This window comes from Pseudarthrobacter cremeus (assembly GCF_051857465.1).
GTDB lineage: Bacteria > Actinomycetota > Actinomycetes > Actinomycetales > Micrococcaceae > Arthrobacter.
The window spans coordinates 112,872-131,093 of record NZ_JBPZHC010000010.1; the positions used below are offsets into that span (position 1 = coordinate 112,872).

The 18,222-nt window shown below is 61.8% G+C and carries 19 protein-coding genes; 7 read left to right on the forward strand and 12 right to left on the reverse strand.

Going from position 1 to position 18,222, the window contains the following annotated elements; all coding sequences use genetic code 11:
- Positions 1-4 precede the first annotated feature (4 nt).
- The 5 genes from ACS5PJ_RS17650 (at position 5) to ACS5PJ_RS17670 (ending at position 6,250) form a co-directional block, all read left to right on the forward strand.
- A complete protein-coding gene (locus tag ACS5PJ_RS17650; protein WP_439436160.1) occupies positions 5-1,228 on the forward strand; it encodes a flippase in 1,224 nt (407 codons plus the stop codon).
- Positions 1,229-1,467: 239 nt separating this feature from the next.
- On the forward strand, positions 1,468-2,892 hold the full coding sequence (locus tag ACS5PJ_RS17655) for a sugar transferase (protein ID WP_439436254.1): 1,425 nt from the start codon (positions 1,468-1,470) through the stop codon (positions 2,890-2,892).
- Positions 2,893-3,608: 716 nt separating this feature from the next.
- Complete coding sequence (locus tag ACS5PJ_RS17660) at positions 3,609-4,802, forward strand: DUF4012 domain-containing protein (RefSeq protein WP_439436161.1); 1,194 nt, start codon at positions 3,609-3,611, stop codon at positions 4,800-4,802.
- A gap of 171 nt (positions 4,803-4,973) precedes the next feature.
- Positions 4,974-5,552, forward strand: a complete 579-nt coding sequence (locus ACS5PJ_RS17665) for an LPXTG cell wall anchor domain-containing protein (RefSeq protein WP_439436162.1) — start codon at positions 4,974-4,976, stop codon at positions 5,550-5,552.
- Positions 5,553-5,803: 251 nt separating this feature from the next.
- Positions 5,804-6,250 carry a VanZ family protein gene (locus ACS5PJ_RS17670; RefSeq protein WP_439436163.1) on the forward strand — a complete coding sequence of 149 codons (447 nt, stop codon included), beginning with the start codon at positions 5,804-5,806 and terminating at the stop codon, positions 6,248-6,250.
- A gap of 21 nt (positions 6,251-6,271) precedes the next feature.
- Here ACS5PJ_RS17670 and galU read toward each other — a convergent pair whose 3' ends face one another.
- Genes galU through paaA form a run of 7 tightly spaced genes read right to left on the reverse strand, consistent with a single transcriptional unit; the run spans position 6,272 to position 11,933 of the window.
- The gene (galU, locus tag ACS5PJ_RS17675) at positions 6,272-7,162 is read right to left on the reverse strand and encodes a UTP--glucose-1-phosphate uridylyltransferase GalU (protein WP_439436164.1); all 891 of its coding nucleotides are present in this window, start codon (positions 7,160-7,162) and stop codon (positions 6,272-6,274) included.
- Between the two features lie 36 nt (positions 7,163-7,198).
- Positions 7,199-7,978 (reverse strand): enoyl-CoA hydratase/isomerase family protein, encoded by a 780-nt coding sequence (locus tag ACS5PJ_RS17680; RefSeq protein WP_439436165.1) that lies wholly within the window; start codon positions 7,976-7,978, stop codon positions 7,199-7,201.
- 32 nt (positions 7,979-8,010) lie between these two features.
- Positions 8,011-9,237 (reverse strand): 1,2-phenylacetyl-CoA epoxidase subunit PaaE, encoded by a 1,227-nt coding sequence (gene paaE, locus ACS5PJ_RS17685; protein ID WP_439436166.1) that lies wholly within the window; start codon positions 9,235-9,237, stop codon positions 8,011-8,013.
- Positions 9,238-9,248: 11 nt separating this feature from the next.
- Entirely contained in the window at positions 9,249-9,779 is a 531-nt protein-coding gene (paaD, locus tag ACS5PJ_RS17690) for a 1,2-phenylacetyl-CoA epoxidase subunit PaaD (RefSeq protein ID WP_439436167.1), read from the reverse strand.
- The gene (paaC, locus tag ACS5PJ_RS17695; protein WP_439436168.1) at positions 9,776-10,651 is read right to left on the reverse strand and encodes a 1,2-phenylacetyl-CoA epoxidase subunit PaaC; all 876 of its coding nucleotides are present in this window, start codon (positions 10,649-10,651) and stop codon (positions 9,776-9,778) included. The genes paaD and paaC overlap by 4 nt, the downstream gene beginning before the upstream one ends.
- The gene (gene paaB, locus ACS5PJ_RS17700) at positions 10,648-10,962 is read right to left on the reverse strand and encodes a 1,2-phenylacetyl-CoA epoxidase subunit PaaB (protein WP_439436169.1); all 315 of its coding nucleotides are present in this window, start codon (positions 10,960-10,962) and stop codon (positions 10,648-10,650) included. The genes paaC and paaB overlap by 4 nt, the downstream gene beginning before the upstream one ends.
- Positions 10,959-11,933 (reverse strand): 1,2-phenylacetyl-CoA epoxidase subunit PaaA, encoded by a 975-nt coding sequence (gene paaA / locus ACS5PJ_RS17705; RefSeq protein WP_439436170.1) that lies wholly within the window; start codon positions 11,931-11,933, stop codon positions 10,959-10,961. Before paaA ends, paaB begins: the two co-directional genes overlap by 4 nt.
- Before the next feature lie 591 nt (positions 11,934-12,524).
- Between paaA and ACS5PJ_RS17710 the strand changes: the two genes are divergently transcribed.
- Both ACS5PJ_RS17710 and ACS5PJ_RS17715 read left to right on the forward strand, forming a co-directional pair.
- The gene (locus ACS5PJ_RS17710; RefSeq protein WP_439436171.1) at positions 12,525-12,782 is read left to right on the forward strand and encodes a hypothetical protein; all 258 of its coding nucleotides are present in this window, start codon (positions 12,525-12,527) and stop codon (positions 12,780-12,782) included.
- Complete coding sequence (locus tag ACS5PJ_RS17715) at positions 12,782-13,252, forward strand: hypothetical protein (RefSeq protein ID WP_439436172.1); 471 nt, start codon at positions 12,782-12,784, stop codon at positions 13,250-13,252. Before ACS5PJ_RS17710 ends, ACS5PJ_RS17715 begins: the two co-directional genes overlap by 1 nt.
- Here ACS5PJ_RS17715 and ACS5PJ_RS17720 read toward each other — a convergent pair.
- Genes ACS5PJ_RS17720 through ACS5PJ_RS17740 form a run of 5 tightly spaced genes read right to left on the reverse strand, consistent with a single transcriptional unit; the run spans position 13,239 to position 18,206 of the window.
- Complete coding sequence (locus tag ACS5PJ_RS17720; protein ID WP_439436173.1) at positions 13,239-14,282, reverse strand: NAD(P)-dependent alcohol dehydrogenase; 1,044 nt, start codon at positions 14,280-14,282, stop codon at positions 13,239-13,241. The two genes, ACS5PJ_RS17715 and ACS5PJ_RS17720, sit on opposite strands and share 14 nt — an antisense overlap.
- Positions 14,279-15,148 carry a DeoR/GlpR family DNA-binding transcription regulator gene (locus tag ACS5PJ_RS17725; RefSeq protein ID WP_439436174.1) on the reverse strand — a complete coding sequence of 290 codons (870 nt, stop codon included), beginning with the start codon at positions 15,146-15,148 and terminating at the stop codon, positions 14,279-14,281. Before ACS5PJ_RS17725 ends, ACS5PJ_RS17720 begins: the two co-directional genes overlap by 4 nt.
- Before the next feature lie 42 nt (positions 15,149-15,190).
- The gene (locus ACS5PJ_RS17730) at positions 15,191-15,979 is read right to left on the reverse strand and encodes a triose-phosphate isomerase family protein (protein ID WP_439436175.1); all 789 of its coding nucleotides are present in this window, start codon (positions 15,977-15,979) and stop codon (positions 15,191-15,193) included.
- A 30-nt stretch (positions 15,980-16,009) separates the two neighbouring features.
- Complete coding sequence (locus tag ACS5PJ_RS17735) at positions 16,010-16,480, reverse strand: ribose-5-phosphate isomerase (protein WP_439436176.1); 471 nt, start codon at positions 16,478-16,480, stop codon at positions 16,010-16,012.
- A complete protein-coding gene (locus ACS5PJ_RS17740) occupies positions 16,473-18,206 on the reverse strand; it encodes a dihydroxyacetone kinase family protein (RefSeq protein WP_439436177.1) in 1,734 nt (577 codons plus the stop codon). The genes ACS5PJ_RS17735 and ACS5PJ_RS17740 overlap by 8 nt, the downstream gene beginning before the upstream one ends.
- Between the last annotated feature and the right edge of the window lie 16 nt (positions 18,207-18,222).

Below are 18,222 nucleotides of genomic sequence, written 5' to 3' on the forward strand. Positions count from 1 at the left end.
GTCGATGCCCTTAAAAACCGGCAAAAGCATAGGCCTTCTCTTGCTGATTCAAGTTTCGGCCTTGGCGGTCCCATTGGCGACCATGCCGTTCCTGACACGCGTTCTAGGCCCATCCTCTTGGGGGCACCTGGCTGCAATTCAGGCTCTGGCGATCACGCTTGCCATCATCGTTGAATATGGCTACCAGTACACGGCCACCCGGTCAGTCAGCTTGGCAAGGGATTCCCCCGATAAGGTCAAGGGAATCATTGGCGACGTCTTTGGCGCAAAAATCATCTTGAGTCTTGTAGCAATTCTAGTAGCAATCGGATTGTACTTTCTCGTTCCATCATTTCAGGAATCAGGCGCCCTTTTCATCGCTGGTACGATATACGCCATCATCTTGGGCTGGTCGCCTTTATGGTATTTCCAAGGAGTAGAACGGCTGGAGACCGCAGCGGCCATCGACGTAGCCTCGAAAGTGCTCAGCGCTGTTTGGATCTTCGTAGCTGTGCGCCAACCCAACGATGCGGTGATAGTCCTTGGAGCTCAAGCGTGCCTAACTGCTGCGGCAACGGCTTGGAATATCTCACGGATGATGCGCGGTGCCGGCCTACCGACTATCCGTATGAGTCGTGCGGGGAAGTCTTTACTTGAGGGATTTCCCCTATTCCTATACAGGGCCGTGGTCACAATTTACTCTGCTGGTAGCACCGCTGTCTTGCGTGGCATTTCTACCAGCATCGAAACGGGTAATTACGCCAATGCCGATCGACTGACGACAGCGGCTAAGAGCTTGGTCGTCCCAGTAGGCCAAGTAATGTTTCCGAAAATCAGTCGTCTTCACGCGGAAAACCCTGCGGACGCGAAAAAACTCATGATGAAGAGCTTAGTTGGTGTAACGGTCCCATTTGCACTAGCTGCAACGGCCGGGATATTTCTCTCTCCTTGGTTATTACCACTTTTCTTCGGACCCGATTACGGTGTCACCATCCCAATCTTCCAGATTCTGTGTCTTACTCTGCCCCTCGTTGCGGCGAGCAATGTCCTGGGGATTCAGTGGATGCTGGCTAAGGGACGCGAAAAGGCCTTCAACACCCTAGTAGTGTCAAGCGCGCTCGCCAGCATCGTGACGATGTTGATACTCGTTCCGCAACTCGGGGGCGTGGGCATGGCCTGGTCCGTAATAGTTGCCGAGGGTCTCCTCGTCTTAACCATGATTTTGTACGCCGTCTTCAGTCGTGAGTAGGGGATTGTTTTCGTGTGTAGAATACACAGTCCCCTTCACTTCGCTCCGACGTGAGACACCTCTCGCCTTGGGCCTGCTATGCGCAACTCAATTCCTCTTACGAACGGTCTTGCGATTCCGGCCGTGCTGAGAACGGGTAACATCTGTGAACGAAGACTTGGGAATATCAAGGAGTGAACGTGGGGACCTTGAGCCATGAGGGCGAAGGCGTGGCGAGTATTGCGGTTAGACCTAACAGGATGTGGCGTTCTCGCTACTCGCGCCGCCTCCGTGCCTTAGATGCCGGCGTAATTGTTTGGGCAGTCGCGGGCGCTTTTGGCGTCAGGTTCGGATTGACAGATCTAAGCAGCGACAACTCTAGGGAGGTCGACTACCTCCTGCTGTCGGGAGCTCTCACCGTTGCTTGGTGGATCATGCTGGGATTTTGGGGATCACGGGAACCTACGATCCTCGGTTCGGGGTCCGAGGAGTACAAACGTGTTTTAGCTTCCTCGGCATGGTTATTTGGCTTCGTGGCGATCTTCTCTTACGCCCTGCGAATCGACACCGCACGCGGCTTCGTGGGGTTGGCGTTCCCGGCTGGGGCCTTAGGGCTATTGGCTGCGCGCTGGATTGTTCGGCAGCACTTAGCCCTTGAGAGAAGTCGCGGGCAAAGCGCTTCAAGGGTCCTCATTGTTGGGGGACCTCATTCTGCTGCCCACTTAGTTCGATCTCTGCGTAGCGAACCAACGGCCGGATATCTGCCTGCCGCTGTCCACCTTCCGGGCGCTCTCAGCCCGAATTCTGTCCTCCGAGAACTGAATATTCCCGTTACCGGGGTGGAAAGCGATCTACTGTCAATCCTGCGGGTCATAGACGAAACGCAAATTGATGCAGTCGCGATATCCGCGGGCGTCGGCATGAACCCCGAGGATTTGCGGAAGCTCGGGTGGGAGCTTGCAGCACGAGAAATCGGCATGATCCTGGCACCCGCCCTCACGGACGTGGCAGGACCGCGAATTCACACACAGCCAGTAGCAGGGCTCCCCCTCATCCATGTCTCGACCCCAAAGTTGACTGGTGGCAAAAAGGTTGCGAAACGCACCTTTGACGTTGCTTGCGCGGGGTTGCTAACTGCGTTTCTTGTTCCGGTATTTATCGCTGTCGCGCTCGGGGTCAAGTTGACAAGCCCGGGACCAATTTTTTATCAACAAGAACGTGTTGGCCTTCGAGGCACAACCTTTAGAATGCTGAAGTTTAGGTCGATGAAGGTTGATGCTGATACTGAATTAGCTGGTCTCCTAAGGACTCAGGGTTCAGACGGAAAACCTCTTTTCAAGGTAGAAAATGATCCACGAGTCACCTCGATAGGTGGCATCTTGCGTAAGTTTTCATTGGATGAACTTCCTCAACTGTTGAATGTTCTCGGTGGAAGTATGAGTCTTGTAGGCCCTAGACCTCAACGCGAAGGGGAGGTCGCCCTCTACGATGACGCTGCCCATCGGAGGCTATATGTCAGCCCCGGTATGAGCGGGTTATGGCAAGTCAGCGGTCGCTCAAACCTGACCTGGGAAGAGAGTATCCGTTTGGATCTGTATTACGTCGAAAACTGGTCCCTCATGGGCGACATCCTCATCCTCTTCAAGACCTTCAAAGCCGTTTTCGCCAGCACCGGCGCTGTCTAACAGAATTCCAGCCCTAATCAAACTCAACGAAAGATATAATGGAAGCCAAACCGCCTCGCTCCGCCCGAATGTTTCGAACGGAAAATTTGAATGCCTTTCGGCGGAATAAACGCGGCAAGGTAATCAGGTTTTTTCTGATCGTCGGAATTACGGTTCTTGTTGGCGCTGGCGCCTCGGCGTGGCTACTCAGCACCGCGACAACCATAAAATCCGAACTCGAAGCAGCCCAAGAGCTAGTACCCCGCCTGAAAAGCGAAGTGGCTAGGACCGATGGTGAATCCCTAGGCAATACGGTGCGTGCAATTCAGGGACACACCGGCAGTGCCCGCGCCGCCGCCAACAGTCCAATATGGACAGTAGGGGCTTCCCTCCCCTGGATAGGTCCCAACCTCCAGGCAGCCTCCGAAGTAGCCACAGCCGCTGATGATGTGGCGACCTTAGGAGCGGGACCCTTGGCGGACGCGTTTCAGTCGCTGGACTGGGACGCGCTAATCCCTAGTGAAGGAACGGTGAATGTTAGGGGCGTGGCCAGCGTGGAGTCCGCAATTACGTCGGCCGCCTACGCCGTAAGTTCGTCTAGTGATCGCCTGGACAGCATTAGGAGCGACGAACTATGGGAACAAGTGGGACAACCCTTAACTAGTGCCAGGGAAGAGCTGAGATCGTTACGGGGGGGGCTGGACGCGGCTGCGGCGGTCGCCAGACTAGCTCCGCCTATGCTGGCTCAGGACAGCACCCGCCATTACCTACTTATGATCCAAAATAACGCCGAAGCGCGGGCATCCGGCGGAATCCCCGGGGCTCTGGCAATGCTAACGATGGAAAATGGAACCTTGTCATTGAGCAATCAAATCAGTGCCGGTGGTTTGGATGTAATGGTTCCGGCCTTGGTTGTTGACCCCGATCAAGAACACATTTATTCGACTAGACTTGGAAAATTTGTCCAAGATATCAACCTCACGCCTGATTTCCCTACAGCAGCGACTACTGCTCAGTCCATGTGGAAGAACAAGACAGGACTCACCGTGGATGGCGTCATCTCCGTTGACCCGATAGCACTGTCATACATTCTCGAAGCGACGGGACCTGTCCGTTACGACACTCCGCAGCTAGCTTACTTTGCGAATTCTGGCTTGCCCAATGAACTCAATAGCTCAAACGTCGTCCAGACCTTACTCTCGGATATTTACGCGATGGTTGAAAAACCAGCCCAGCAGGATGCCTACTTTGCTGGCGTAGCGCAGGAAATTTTTGCCGCCATATCATCCGGCAAAGGTGACTCAAAAAAGGTACTTGCTGGCGTTACACGTGGCGCGGGAGAAGGCCGGATCCTGCTTTGGTCCAACAGGGCTCTGGAACAAGCCGAGCTAGCTCGTTATCCAATTAGCGGCTCTATTTCGGGATCCAGCGTTGCACCGGCCCAGTTCGGCGTCTACTTCAACGACGGCACCGGGGCAAAAATGGACTACTACGTCAAGCGCACAGTGCAACTGGTCAAGGAATGCGCCAAAGACGGGTACCAGCAGACGACAGTCCGCGTCACGAGTACCAACACCGCTCCCGCCGACGCGGCCACCTCCCTGCCTGCCTATGTAACGGGAAACGGAATCTTCGGTGTTCCAGCAGGTTCGGTCCAAACGAATATCGTTGCCTATGGGCCCGTTCAGGCGCACGTAGAGACGGCCAAGCTGGACGGTAAGAGAACGGATTTCGCGCCGTATCTCCATGCCAACAGACCAGTAGGGGTCCTGGCAGTGAGACTAGCCCCTGGCGAAAGCAAGACAGCGGAATTTACTTTCGGAAAGATAGTTCAACACTCTGAACCTAATGTGGTTGTCACGCCCACCGTTCAGGGTGTAAATGATGTGATTCAGCCCACACAAATCTCTGAATGCAGCCCTTCTACATAGACGGCCCGTTAACACTATGTAAACCGACTGGATTGAGATTGCTCACAGCGGATTCTGATGATACGGTCTGTTTTGGGATATCTATCCGGGATTTCTGCACAGGTCTCGTGCGGTGAGGAAACCTCCTCAATTCGGGTACATCAAAACTTAAACGTCTCCGGGGGGACAACAATGAAAAAAACGCTCGCAGCACTCGCTCTCGCAGGATCACTCGCACTAGTCGGCACTGCGCCGGCAATGGCAGCTAACTACCCGCCGCTGGCGCCGGCAGCCGGCGTCAACGATGCCACTGTTGCACCCGGCGAGCAATTCGTCTTCACTGCACAGGGCTTCTTGCCCGGCGAAACCGTGACCATCACGATTACGCTCACCACCACAGGTGCCGCGAACACCGGTGGAACTGCTGTCTCCGCAAAGATCCCTGTCTACCAGGCGCAGACACTCGGTGCAACGGCAGATGCTCAAGGCAAGATTTCTGTCCCGCTCGTCATTAGCGAAGCAGGCACTTACTCCATCACTGCAACAGGTAACACCTCCGGTGTCACCGTCGGTCCCGTCACGGTTACGGTTGCTGCTTCACTGGCCAACACGGGCGGCGCTGCACTTGCCAACACCGGAACGGGCCTTGCCAACACCGGCGCCGACTCAGGCCTGATCCTCTGGACCCTGGTTGGAGCTGGCGCACTTGCGGCCGGCGCAGCCTCTGTTGTTGTTGTACGCCGCCGCGCCAAGACCGAGGCAGCAGCGTAACCGTAGCACCTACAAGCACCAAAGAGGGTGGGTGGTTCTCCGGGAAACCGGAGAACCACCCACCCTCTGCATTTAACGTGTGGTATCTATTAGAGCTATGGGGAGACATTGGCGAAGAGCACCGTGGCAGTTCGACTACTCCATACCCCTCCCCCGCCCCCAGTCACTTCCCTATATCCTCTTAGGGCTGTTGGCCGCCGCCGCGCTGGGACTGGCCGCTCTGGCACTTCTGCGAACATCCTGAACGCCCCTTGAGCTACCCCGGAAACCGCAAGCTCTGGCGCACCGTCCTGCTGGCCATGCTGATTCCACTGGCGGTCGTTGCCTTTTGGCCCAGCCCGATCGATCAGCCATTACAAGGACAGATCACCAGCCTCCTGAGATTCCTTCACGCCCGCGGAGTTCCTGGCTGGTTCAACTACCAGTTCGTAGAGGCGTCTGCCAACGTGGTGCTCTTTATTCCGCTGGGCGCAGTGGCATCACTGGCGTTCGTCGAAAAGCGCTGGTGGCAGATCGGTGCTTTGGGCCTGACCGCATCCGGGGCAATGGAGCTGGGTCAGTTCCTGTTTCTTCACGACCGATTCGCGAGCCTTCAGGATCTTGTCACAAACACAGTCGGGGCTGTCATAGGCGCTCTGCTTGCCGCTGAGGCTCTTAAACGAATACAGGCCTCCCGCGTGCCAGCGGAAGGCCTGTAGCCAACACAGAAGCTTCAGAGGCTACCCGACGAAAGCCTTCATCCAGGTCTTCAGGTCCTCGCCGAACTCCACCCGCTCGGACGCCAGAGTAATGACTGCCTTGAGGTAGCTCAGCTTGTCGCCGGTATCAAAGCGGCGGCCCCGGAACACCACGCCGTACACGCCCGAGCCCTCGCCCTCGCCGGCGGCCAGGGTCTGGAGCGCGTCCGTCAGTTGGATCTCATCGCCGCGGCCCGGCTCCGTGGTCTCCAGGATGCCGAACACCGACGGGTGCAGCACGTACCGGCCAATGACGGCAAGGTTGGAGGGTGCCTCGCCTGCGGCCGGCTTCTCCACCAGGCTGTTCACGCGGACGTAGTCCTCGCCCTCGATGGCTGAGATGTCCGCGCAGCCGTAGGCAGTGATCTCGGTAGGATCCACCTCGATGAGCGCGATGACCGAACCGCCGGTCTTCTGCTGCACCTCCATCATGGTGCTCAGCAGGGTCTCGGCCTCGTCAATGAGGTCGTCACCCAGCAGGACCGCGAAAGGCTCGTTGCCCACGTGCTGGGCAGCGCACAGCACGGCGTGGCCCAGGCCCTTGGCCTCGCCCTGGCGGACATAGTGGATGGGGCCAAGTTGGGACGCCTCCTGCACCAGGTCCAGGCGGCCCTGGTCGCCCTTCTTTTCAAGCGCCTGCTCCAGACCTGGCTCACGGTCGAAGTGGTCCTCAAGGGCGCGCTTATTGCGTCCCGTGATCATCAGCAGGTCGGTCAGGCCAGCGTGGACCGCTTCCTCAACCACGTACTGGATGGCCGGACGGTCAACCACCGGCAGCATTTCCTTCGGCATCGCCTTGGTGGCGGGCAGGAAGCGAGTCCCCAGGCCGGCAGCAGGAATGACGGCCTTGGTTATAGATTTCCCCAGTGTCATAGGTGAACCCTACAAATCAGCCACCACGATAGCAATCTACCCAGTAAACTTTGGCTCACGCTTCTCCTGGAAAGCCCGGAAGCCCTCGGCGTAGTCGTCCGACTTGCAAAGGCGCGCCTGCTCGGCGTTCTCCTCCGTCATGGCGGCCCACAGGCCCAGCCGCTGGTCGCGGATGTGCGCCACGAGCACCTTGCTCGCCCTAAACGCACCCGTTGCCCCGGTGGCCACCTTCGACACAATGTCCCGGGTGTTGTCCAGAAGTTCATCCGCGGGCATGGCCCGGCTGAACATCCCCTGCGCCACGGCCTCGGCTCCGGAGATCAGTTCCGCGGTGTAGATCAGGTCCAGCGTCCGGTGCATGCCCAGCCGCTCGGTGAAGTACCAGTGCCCGCCCGAGTCCAGCGTGGCGCCCAGCTTGGCGAAGGGCGAGCCGAACTTCGCGTTCTCCGCCACGTACACCACGTCCGTGGCCAGCAGCAGGCCCAGCCCCACGCCCAGGCAGGCGCCCTGGGCGGCGGCGAAGGTCGGGGCGGGGAAGGCTGCCATCTTCTGCAGGAGCGGCTGCACAAGGCCCGCCAGGTACGCTTCGGCGTCGTCGCTTTCCGGGGTGACGTTCTGGATGTCCCGGCCCGCGCAGAAGGCCCGGCCCTCTCCCCTGAGCAGCAGCGCCCGCACCTCACCGCGCGAGGCGGCGGCAGCGGCGTCGTCGTACGCCTGGGTTAAATCCGCGAGCGCCTGCTCGTCGAGTGAGTTCAGCTTGTGCGGGGCGTTCAGGACCACTTCGGCGACGCCGTTGGCGATGGAGAGGGAAATCATGGGGCTCCTAGTTTGTGGGCGAAGGGGTCTTCTTAGACGTCGAAGTCGACGGTGACTTCCTTGCTGGTGGGGTGGCTCTGGCAGGTCAGGACGTAGCCCTTGTCCAGCTCATCCTGCTCCAGTGCGTAGTTCTCATCCATGGTCACGGTGCCGGTGACCAGCTTGGCGCGGCAGGTACCGCACACTCCCCCGGCGCACGCGAACGGCACATCCGGCCGGACCCGCAGCGCTGCGTTGAGGATGGACTCGCGGGCGTGCGTGGGGCTGGCCACCTCGCCCTGCAGGCCGTCCAGCTTGAACGTAATCTTGTAGGTCTCCTTGGACTCGTCCACCAGCACTGGGCGGCCGGCGTTGCCCTCGGGGCGGTCCGGCTTGCCGGAGGTGAACAGCTCGAACCGGACATGCTCCGGCTTCACGCCGCGTTCGGCCAGGGTATCCCGGCACAGCTGCACCAGCTCGAACGGCCCGCACAGGAACCACTCGTCCACATCGTCCGCGTGGATGGCCGTGCCCAGGAGCTGCTGGAGCTTCTCGGAATCGATCCTGCCGGAGAGCAGCGGCGCGATCCGCTGCTCGCGGGACAGCACGTGGTGGATGGCAAGCCGCTGCGGGTACTTGTCCTTCAGGTCCGCGAGCTCCTCCAGGAACATCACGTCCATGGCGGCCTTGTTGGCGTAGATCAGGTCGAACCGGGTCTCAGGGCTGGCGGCCAGCAGCGTCCGGGCGATCGCGATCACCGGGGTGATGCCGGATCCAGCGGCGATGGCCACAAAGCTGCCCGGCTCCCCCGCCAGGTCCTCCGGATGGTTCATGGAGTTCATGACGTTCTGGTCCACCGGCTTGCCGTCGCGGCCGTGCTTGGACACAAACGCGCCCATGGGGCTCATGACCTCCAGGGTGTCCCCGGCCTTCAGCTCGGAGTTGGCCCAGGTGGAGAACAGCCCGCCCAGGTCCTTCTTCACGGCCACCCGGATCTCGCTGCTGCCGTCCGGGAAGCTGCGCGGCTCGGCGCAGATGGAGTAGCTGCGGCGCACCTCGTGCGGCTCGCCGTTCTCATCCGGCAGGGTGGTGCGCAGGGCCACGTACTGCCCGGGCAGGTAGTCGAACTGGCCGGCAAGCTCTTTTGGTACCCCGAAGGTGACCTCGATGGCGTCCTCGGTGAGCCGGCGCACCTCGGAGACGGTGAGGGTGTGGAAGGACGGACGACGGCGGCCGGTGGCCTGCGCCGTCTCGGCGGCGGTCTGGCGGACAACAGGCATGGGGGGCTTCCTTACAGGACTTTGAAGTAGTCGAACGGTTCCTTGCAGTCCTGGCAGACGTACAGCGCCTTGCAGGACGTGGAACCGAAGCGGGTGAGTTCCTTGGTGTTCAGGGACGAGCACTGCGGGCACTTCACGGCCATCTTCAGGCGGATGGGGCCGGCGTGCCGTGCGGCGTCGGATTTTCCCGTGGGCGGGGCGATGCCGTACTCGTTGAGCTTGGCTTTACCTTCCTCGGTCATCCAGTCCGTGGTCCAGGCCGGGGCCAGCACCAGGTCAACCTCGACGCTGGCGTAGCCCTCCTTGGCGAAGGCCATCTTGAGGTCGTCGCGGATGGCATCCATGGCCGGGCAGCCCGAGTACGTGGGCGTGATGGTTGCGGTGACTTCATTGTGGTCCGTCACGTGGATGTCCCGGAGGATCCCCAGGTCCGCGATGGTGAGCACGGGGATTTCCGGGTCGCAGACCGTGGCCGCGATGTCCCAGGCCTTCTGGTCGGCAGCGCTTCTTTGCGTTGCCTGCTCGATGGCCACGGCGGTCACCAGTTCGCTCCGGGGTGCTCGCGGGCCAGATGCTGCATCTCGGCGAGGATGTAGCCCAGGTGCTCGGAGTGGTCACCGCGCCTGCCGCCGCCGGGTGCCGGGGGCACGTCCGGGACCTCCAGCTCGGCTTCGGCGAGGATCTCTCCGGTCAGCCGGTCAAACTCGGCACGCAGGGAGGAAGGCTGGACGGCGGCACCGGTTTCGGCCAGGCGGGCCGTCAGCTCGTCGTCGCGGAAGAGCTCTGCAACGTAGGGCCACATCATTTTCAGGCCATGGATCATGCGACGGCGGGATTCGTCCGTGCCGCCGGCCAGGCGGAGGACCCACTGGGCGCTGTGGTCCCGGTGGTAGTCCACTTCCTTCACGGCCTTGGCTGCGATGGCGGCAAGCGTGGCATCGGTGGACTGGGTCAGCCTGCGGTACAGCTCGTACTGGTAGTAGCTCACGATGAACTGCCGGGCGATGGTGGCCGCGAAGTCGCCGTTGGGCTGCTCGAAGATCTGGATGGAACGGTACTCGGTTTCGTTCCGGAAGTAGGCCAGTTCGTCCTCGGTCTTGTCCCAGGCACCGCCGGCGTAGGTGAGGAAGGAGCGGGCGTGGCCCAGCTGATCCAGGGCGATGTTGCCCAGGGCGATGTCCTCCTCCAGCTCGGGGGCCCGGGAAATCCAGTGGCCCAGGCGCTGGGCCAGGATCAGGGCGTCATCGCCGACGCGCAGGGCGAACTCGGCCACGTCCTCGGTGGGCCTGGCCAGGCCGGTGCGGACCTCCAGGGCGATGTCCTCGGGGCGGAGGGCGTTGCCGGGGGTGATGCGGGTGGCGGAGGCGTTGCTGTCGCCTGCCACGCCGGTGGAGATGTTGCCGTGGCCGCTCACAGGTGCTTCACCCCTTCGCTCTTGGTGTAGTAGGTGGCGTGTCGGTAGTCCTTGCCCTGCGGGGACTCGAAGAACGCACCCTTGGAGTCGGGATCGCTGGCGGCGATGGCATCGGCCGGGACCACCCAGATGGACACGCCCTCGTTGCGGCGGGTGTACAGATCGCGGGCATTGCGCAGGGCCATGGCGGCGTCCGGCGCGTGCAGGGAACCGGCGTGGACGTGGCTCAGGCCGCGGCTGGACCGGACAAAGACCTCCCACAACCCCCATCCCTGGCTGTGGCTGACGGGGGTCTCGGTGTTCTCGCTCATGCTGCGTATTCCTTCGTCTCCATTGACTGTTTTGCCTGCTGTTTTGCCGCATAGGCGGCGGCTGCCTCGCGGACCCAGGCGCCGTCGTCGTGCGCTTCCCTGCGGCGTTCGAGCCGCTGGGCGTTGCAGGGGCCGCGGCCGGCCAGGACCTCGTGGAACTCGTCCCAGTCCAGCGGGCCGTGCTCCCACTTCTTGGTCTCTTCGTTGAAGCGGATCTGGTCATCCGGGAGCTTGAGGCCCAGGACCTTGACCTGCTCGGCCATCATGCCCACGAACCGGTGGCGGAGTTCATCGTTGCTGAAGCGCTTGATGTTCCAGGCCATGGACTGCTTGGAGTTGGGCGAATCGTCATCCGGCGGGCCGAACATCATCAGGGCCGGTGCGTACCAGCGGTTAACGGCGTCCTGCGCCATCTCACGCTGCGCCGGGGTGCCGTTGGCGAGTTCCAGGAGGATCTCGAAGCCCTGGCGCTGGTGGAAGGACTCTTCCTTGCAGACCCGGACCATGGCGCGGCCGTAGGGGCCGTAGGAGGCACGGCACAGGGGCACCTGGTTGGCGATCGCGGCGCCGTCCACCATCCAGCCGATGGCACCCATGTCCGCCCAGGTGCGGGCGGGGTAGTTGAAGATGCTGGAGTAGCGGGCCTTGCCGGCGATAAGCGCGTCCATCATGTCGTCGCGGTTCTGGCCAAGGGTCTCGGCCGCGGAGTAGAGGTACAGCCCGTGGCCGGCCTCATCCTGGACCTTGGCCATGAGGATGGCCTTGCGCTTCAGGCTCGGTGCGCGGGAGATCCAGTTGGCCTCCGGCTGCATGCCGATGATCTCCGAATGGGCATGCTGGGAGATCTGGCGCAGGAGGGTCTTGCGGTAGGCCGGCGGCATCCAGTCCTTTGGTTCAATGCGTGAATCCTCGGCGATCACGCGGTCAAAGTTGGCCTGGCCTTCGGCGTCGCGCAGGGCGGTGGCTTCCATGATTGCTCCTATGCACGGTCATCGTGGGCTGAATTATTTACCGACCGTTCGTTCAGGATATGTGGAAGCCGCTGGAGGCGTCAAGCAAACGGGATTACGGCGGGCTCAGAATGACGCCTGGCAGGCCTGGACTCAGCCCGCACCCACCGGTGATATCAGGCCCGGGGACATCATCACCTACCACATTCCCGTCGAGGACCACCGGGTCGAGACGCACCGCGTCACCGAAGCGACAGCGAAGCCGGACGGCAGCCTCTCGTTCCGGACCACAGGGCCGTTCAGGAGCCCGTGGTCCGCAACATTTTCACGTACGGGGCGCCCGGCATTCTGGTCCTGGCCTTACTTGCCGGCATCTGGGGCAAGTCCCTCGGGCCGGAGTCCGAGGCGAGTGCATGAGAGGGTCCTGCACTGACCAGGGGCGGCCCTCATTCGCCGCCCGGGCTCTGTACAAGCCCCGCGCTGTGGATGTAAATTCGGTGGACGGGACTTAACCGCGCAAACGGCGTCCCGGTACCCGGTCCCTCTGCATAGGCCGCGGGAAGCTGCTGTAGCATCGCGGCAGCACAGGATGCAGGCATGGAATGAGCCACAATGTCCACCTCGCATTACCAGCGTTTTCTTGATGAAGCAACGATTCTCGACCCCACCAGCGACTGCCCTCTGGGCCCTGACTGCCTGTACGGGCTGTATGTCAGCTGGTGCCTCCTGAGCGATCTCCAACCCCAGTCCGACGCGGCGTTCGGTGCCGCCCTGGAACGGCTTGGGATCGACATCGATGACAGCAAACTCATGATGCATGGTCCGGCCGCGGCCGAATACATCCTGGCCAGCTACCCGGCAGTGGCCTGATGAGCGTCAGGGCGGACGACGACACCCTGTCGCAGAGTCCGCCGCCGGACCCGCTGAGGTGTGGAACCTGCTGGAACGGCGACACCCTGAAGATCACCGACATAGACGCGCTCGACGCCGGCTCCCCGTTCGCGGGCTCCCCGTTCATGGTGGCGGTGACGTTCACCTGCACCGGATGCGGCGCGCCCGATACCCGGGACGCGGACGTCGCGGAGGTGGCCCGGATCCTCAACCGCCCGGGCAACCCCTCCGGTGTGCTGGCGTTCGGGGGCCACTACATCCACTGCGGCCAGCCCATGAACACCGTGGGCAGCGAACTGCGCAGCATCAACGGAAGCTACTCGGACCGGCTGATCCCCGAGGCGCTGAGCGTCTACCTGGCCACCAAGGTCCTCCGGTGCCGCTGCGGCTTCCAGATGGAGATCCCGGACCGCCCCAACCTCCAGCTGGACAGGGCTAAGGGAGGATGACGGACTTGATTGCGTGGGGATCGGTACTGCCGGTCAGCAGCGCTTTTTCGACGTTGTCGAGGCCAAAGCGGTGTGTGACCAGCGAGTCGAGATCAACCAGGCCGGATGCCACGAGGTTGATGGCCATGGGCCAGGTGTTCGTGTACCGGAATATTCCCGTCAGTTCGATTTCACGGTTCTGGATGAGCGACACGGGCAACATCACGTCATCGGCCCCCATCCCCACGAGAACGACTCTTCCACCCGGCTTCACGGCGCGTATGCCGGCCTGAATGGCAGCCGGAGCACCTGAGGCGTCCACGAAAACGTCGAAAAGCGGACCGGCGGTGGCGGGTTCGCCACTCATGGGGTCCACAGCCCGTGTTGCGCCTGCTTCCACAGCGAACTCGCGCCGATGCGGGGCCGGATCCGACACCACGATCTCGGCAGCCCCGTAGATCCCGGCGACCTTTGCCACCAGAACCCCGATGGGCCCGGCACCGGCAATGAGCACCCTTGCCCCGGGCCGCACTGCGGCTTTGCGGCACGTGGCGATCGCCACCGAGAGCGGCTCCATCAGCGCCGCCGCCTCATCGCTGACATGATCGGGGACAGGGTAGGCAAAATCGGCTTCAATGGCCGCATACTCGGCGAATGCACCGTGGATGGGAGGAGCCGCATAGAACTCGATCTGCGGACACAGGTTGTATTGGCCGCTCTTGCAGTATTCGCACACCCGGCAGGGCTTTTGCGGTTCGATCGAAACGCGCTCCCCTATGCGGTCAGCGGGGACATCGGCTCCCACAGCCACGATGGTGCCCGCTGATTCGTGCCCGAGGATCAGCGGCTCCTTGACCACCATGTCGCCGATGTGGCCCTCTTGGAAGAAATGCGTGTCCGATCCGCAGACACCGACGGCGGAGATTTTGACCAGGACCTGATGAGAGTTCAGCACCGGGACCTGGACGTCCTGCACTTCCACGGTGCCGGGGCGGACCAGTACGCTGGCCCGCATGGTCCGGGGGGTTTGGATGGTGCCTGCTTCAGTCATGGCGTGGATTCCTCCGCGTTGGGGTTGATGGATGGATTTGGAACACTTCCTTCGCCATTGCCGGCATGGCCGGCAGCGACGACGACGTGCACGTTGTGGGACTTAAGCCTGCTGATGACATCGGGACCCGTTTTGGAATCCACAATCACGACGTCGAAGTCGGACAGGGGTGCCAGGGCATAGAGCGCCCGTCGCTCAAATTTTGTGTGATCGACCAGAAGGATTCTTTTCGCTGCCGCATTGAACATTGCCCGCTTGATGTCCACTGTCGCCTGGCTTTGGAAGAAGCAGATATCGTCCGTGATCGCTGCGGTGGACATGATGAAAACATCTGCCCGGAGCCTGTTGATGGCTTCGATAGTGGTGCCCCCCATAAAGGAACTGCACCAGTTGTAGTAGCTTCCACCCAACGCCACCAGCGAGACTCCCCTCGTGGCCTTCAGCTCGTTGATCAGGGTGAGCACGTTGGTGATGACCGTCAGCGGGGTTCGTGACGGAATCAGCCTGGCCATCTCGAGTACCGTCGTTGAATCGTCCAGGAAGATCGCTTGTCCGGCCTCCACAAACTCAATGGCCGCACGGGCAATTTCCCGCTTTTCCCATCGCTGTTGCCCGCTGCGGAAGACATCACTCGATTCGACGAGGCTCGATGAGAGGGCCGTGGCCATCCCTCTGGATTTCCGGAGGAGGCCCCTGGCTTCCAGCTCGTCCAGGTCGCGGTGAACGGTCATCTGGCTGGTCCCGAAGCGCTCAGCCAACTCATCGATTCGCACTGCACCTTCGGCCATTACAGCCTCGGAGATCGCGCGCTGCCTTTCGCCCCGGCGGGAAAGGCGCGATTCGTGAGCCTCGGCCCCAGATTTCATGTGTTCTCCTGAACCTTATGGCGATACCGTTACATCCCTGTGTTATTGGATCCTGGTGATCCGCAGTGGATTGGCCGCTTCCCTAATGATGTCCGAAAGTGCATCGACGTTGTGCGCGAACCTGCCCAGGAACAGTCCGTCGACGTCGGAACCCAGTTCTGTCAGGAGTCCGGGTCCTGCACTTCCGCCGTAGATCACGGACCAGTCGAGGAAACGGTTCTGGCCGCCAAGCCACTCCCGAAGGACAGTGCAGACTGCTCCGATGTGTTTTGGTGAGGCGGGGTGCTCCGCGCCGATCGCCCATACGGGTTCATAGGCGACGACGACGGGAACGTCTGACCCGCCAGTCTCCGCGAGTGCGGACCGGAGTTGGTCGACGCAGACTGCTGCAGCGTCCGCGGCGGACCCCCGTTCAACTTCGCCGACACAGATGACAGGTATGAGCCCGTTCCGCAAGGCCGCCGCTGTCTTGGCGGTCACTACGGAATCGTCCTCTCCGAAATGGCGCCGTCGCTCCGCATGGCCCACCTCGACATACCGGCAGCCTGCCTCGCTCAAAGCCAATCCGCTGACCTCGCCCGTGTAGGCCCCCCTGTCCTGCCAGTGCAGGTTCTGCGCCCCCACGAGCACCGGAGTGTCAGCAAGAATTTCCCCCGCGGGAACCAAGGCCTGAAAACTAGGGAGCACGAAGAGTTTTACGTCCCCATCCTGCAGCCCCTGGTGGTGGCGGGCCATGCGGGCCACCTCCGTGCACCACTCCAACGTTTCCGTATGGCCGAAATAAAGCTTGAGACTGACCCCCAGCAGCGCGGGTTTTGATCCGTCCCTCATGTTTTTACCGCGGAGTTACCAGTCCCCCGGTCATGCATCGCGGTCGGCCTCGTATGCCTCCACCAGCCGGACCTTCTCCGCAGAGGGTGAGCCGTCGTCGAACGTGTACGTGAGCCATTCGCGTGCGAGGCGCCGGGCAAGTTCGAGGCCAACCACGCGCTGGCCGAAGGTGAGTACTTGGGCATTGTTGCTGAGGACAGACCGTTCAACGGAATAGCTGTCATGCGCTGTCACGGCGCGGACGCCGTCGACCTTGTTGGCCGCGATGGCGACGCCCAGGCCCGTCCCGCAGACCAGCAACGCCCGGTCGGCCGTTCCGTTGGCGATCATTTCTGCGGCGGTGATCGCGATGGTCGGGTAAGCGGTGTGCCCGTTCTCATCGACGCCGACATCACGGACGGAATCGACCAGGTCGCTCTTTTCGAGGTCGGCCTTGAGCGCCTCCTTGTATTCGTAGCCAGCATCGTCGCTGCCGACAACAATTCGCAGCTTGTTAGTCATTTGCCTTCTCCTTTGCGGCCAGGGCGTTTTCGATCGCCCTGATGATCATTGCCATGGACACGGCGCCCGGATCCGGACTTCCCATGCTTTTCTCAACGTGCGGACGCGCGCGGCCGATCTTCGGAACAAGTGAGGCCGTTGCCTCGGCGGCGTGGTCAGCGGCATCCGCTGCTTTGTGCCACGCCTCATCCAATGAGAGCCCTGAGCTGGTCCCCTCGGTGAAGGCGTGGCCGAACGGAATGAGGACATCCACGAGGGTCTTGTCACCGAGTTCAGCCTTGCCGAAGTCCATGACCCGCTTACCCGCCTGGGAGATGCCTTGGGAGATACTCCCGCCATCGGGAACGTCGTTGTCGCCCAAAGATTCGCCAAGGGCCTTGATGATGACGCCCCACAGTGCCCCGGAGGTTCCGCCCGCACGGTCGGCCCAGGCGTCACCGGCCAGGGACAGCAGGGTCCCCGCCCCGGCACCAGCGCCGAGCGCCATTCTTCCGGCCTGCGCGGCGGCCCGGACGCCGCGTTGCATACCTATGCCGTGGTCGCCGTCGCCTGCAATGGCGTCCAGGGCGCCGAGGTCGTCCACGTTTTCATCGATCACGGACTGGGCTGTATCCAGGAGGGCCTGGATGGTTTCTGCCGCGTGCCTGGATGCTTCCGATGCAGGCGGCATTTCTTCACCCGCCGATAGGCCCGTTTCTGCAGTCGCATAACTGGGACCCGCGTCAGCCACAGACCCTTTCCGGAAGGCCGGGGTGCTGGCAGGGGCACGCCAGTACTTTTCGAGTTCATCGTCCAGCCAGAAAAGGCTCAGGGACACGCCGGCCATTTCAAAGCTTGTCACCAGCTCGCCAATTTCGGGCTCTATAACAGTGATTCCTGCCCAGTCCAGGAGCTGTGCGACTTTTCTGTAGACCACAAAGAGTTCCTCGGATTTCACGGCTCCGAGTCCGTTGAGGATGAGTCCGACGCTGCTGCCGGTCACGTCTTCCGGCGCTTCGGCGAGCAGGGCACGCACCATCAACTCCGCGGCGCCGTCGGCTGTGGGAATGTCCTGTTCACCAATGCCGGGCTCACCGTGGATTCCCATCCCCACGGCCATGCGTCCTTCAGGCACACTGAACAGCGGAGCCCCCGCGCCGGGCAGGGTGCACCCGGAGAAGGCGATTCCGAACGATCGGGTTCTGCTGTTTGCGTGGGTGGCTGCGCGGAAGACTTCATCGAGGCTTGCCCCTGCATCGGCACAGGCCCCGGCCGTCTTGAAGACGGCCAAATCTCCGGCGATACCCCGCCGCTTACCCGTTTCGGCTGCTGACGCGCTGGAAATGTCGTCGGTCACGGCCACCATCAGGGTCCGGATCCCTTCACCGTTCAATCGTTCCTGGGCCTGGGTGAAGTTGAGGACGTCGCCGGCGTAGTTGCCGTAGGTCAGCAGGACCCCGCCGCCCGCGTGGGCAGCTTTGGCCACGGAGTAGATCTGCTGTGCGGAGGGCGAGGCGAAGATGTTCCCCATCGCCGCACCGTGGGCGAGTCCCGGGCCAACAAGCCCTGCAAACGCCGGGTAGTGGCCGGATCCCCCACCCGTGACGACGGCGACATGGCCCGGGGCGGTGCCGTTGCTGCGGACCACTCCGCCAGGAACCTGGCGGATCCACCCGGGATAGGCCGCGGCGAGTCCCTCGGTGAGCTGCTCGGCAAAGTCGAGCGGGTTGTTGAACAGATATGCCATGGGTTCCTTGTTTCTT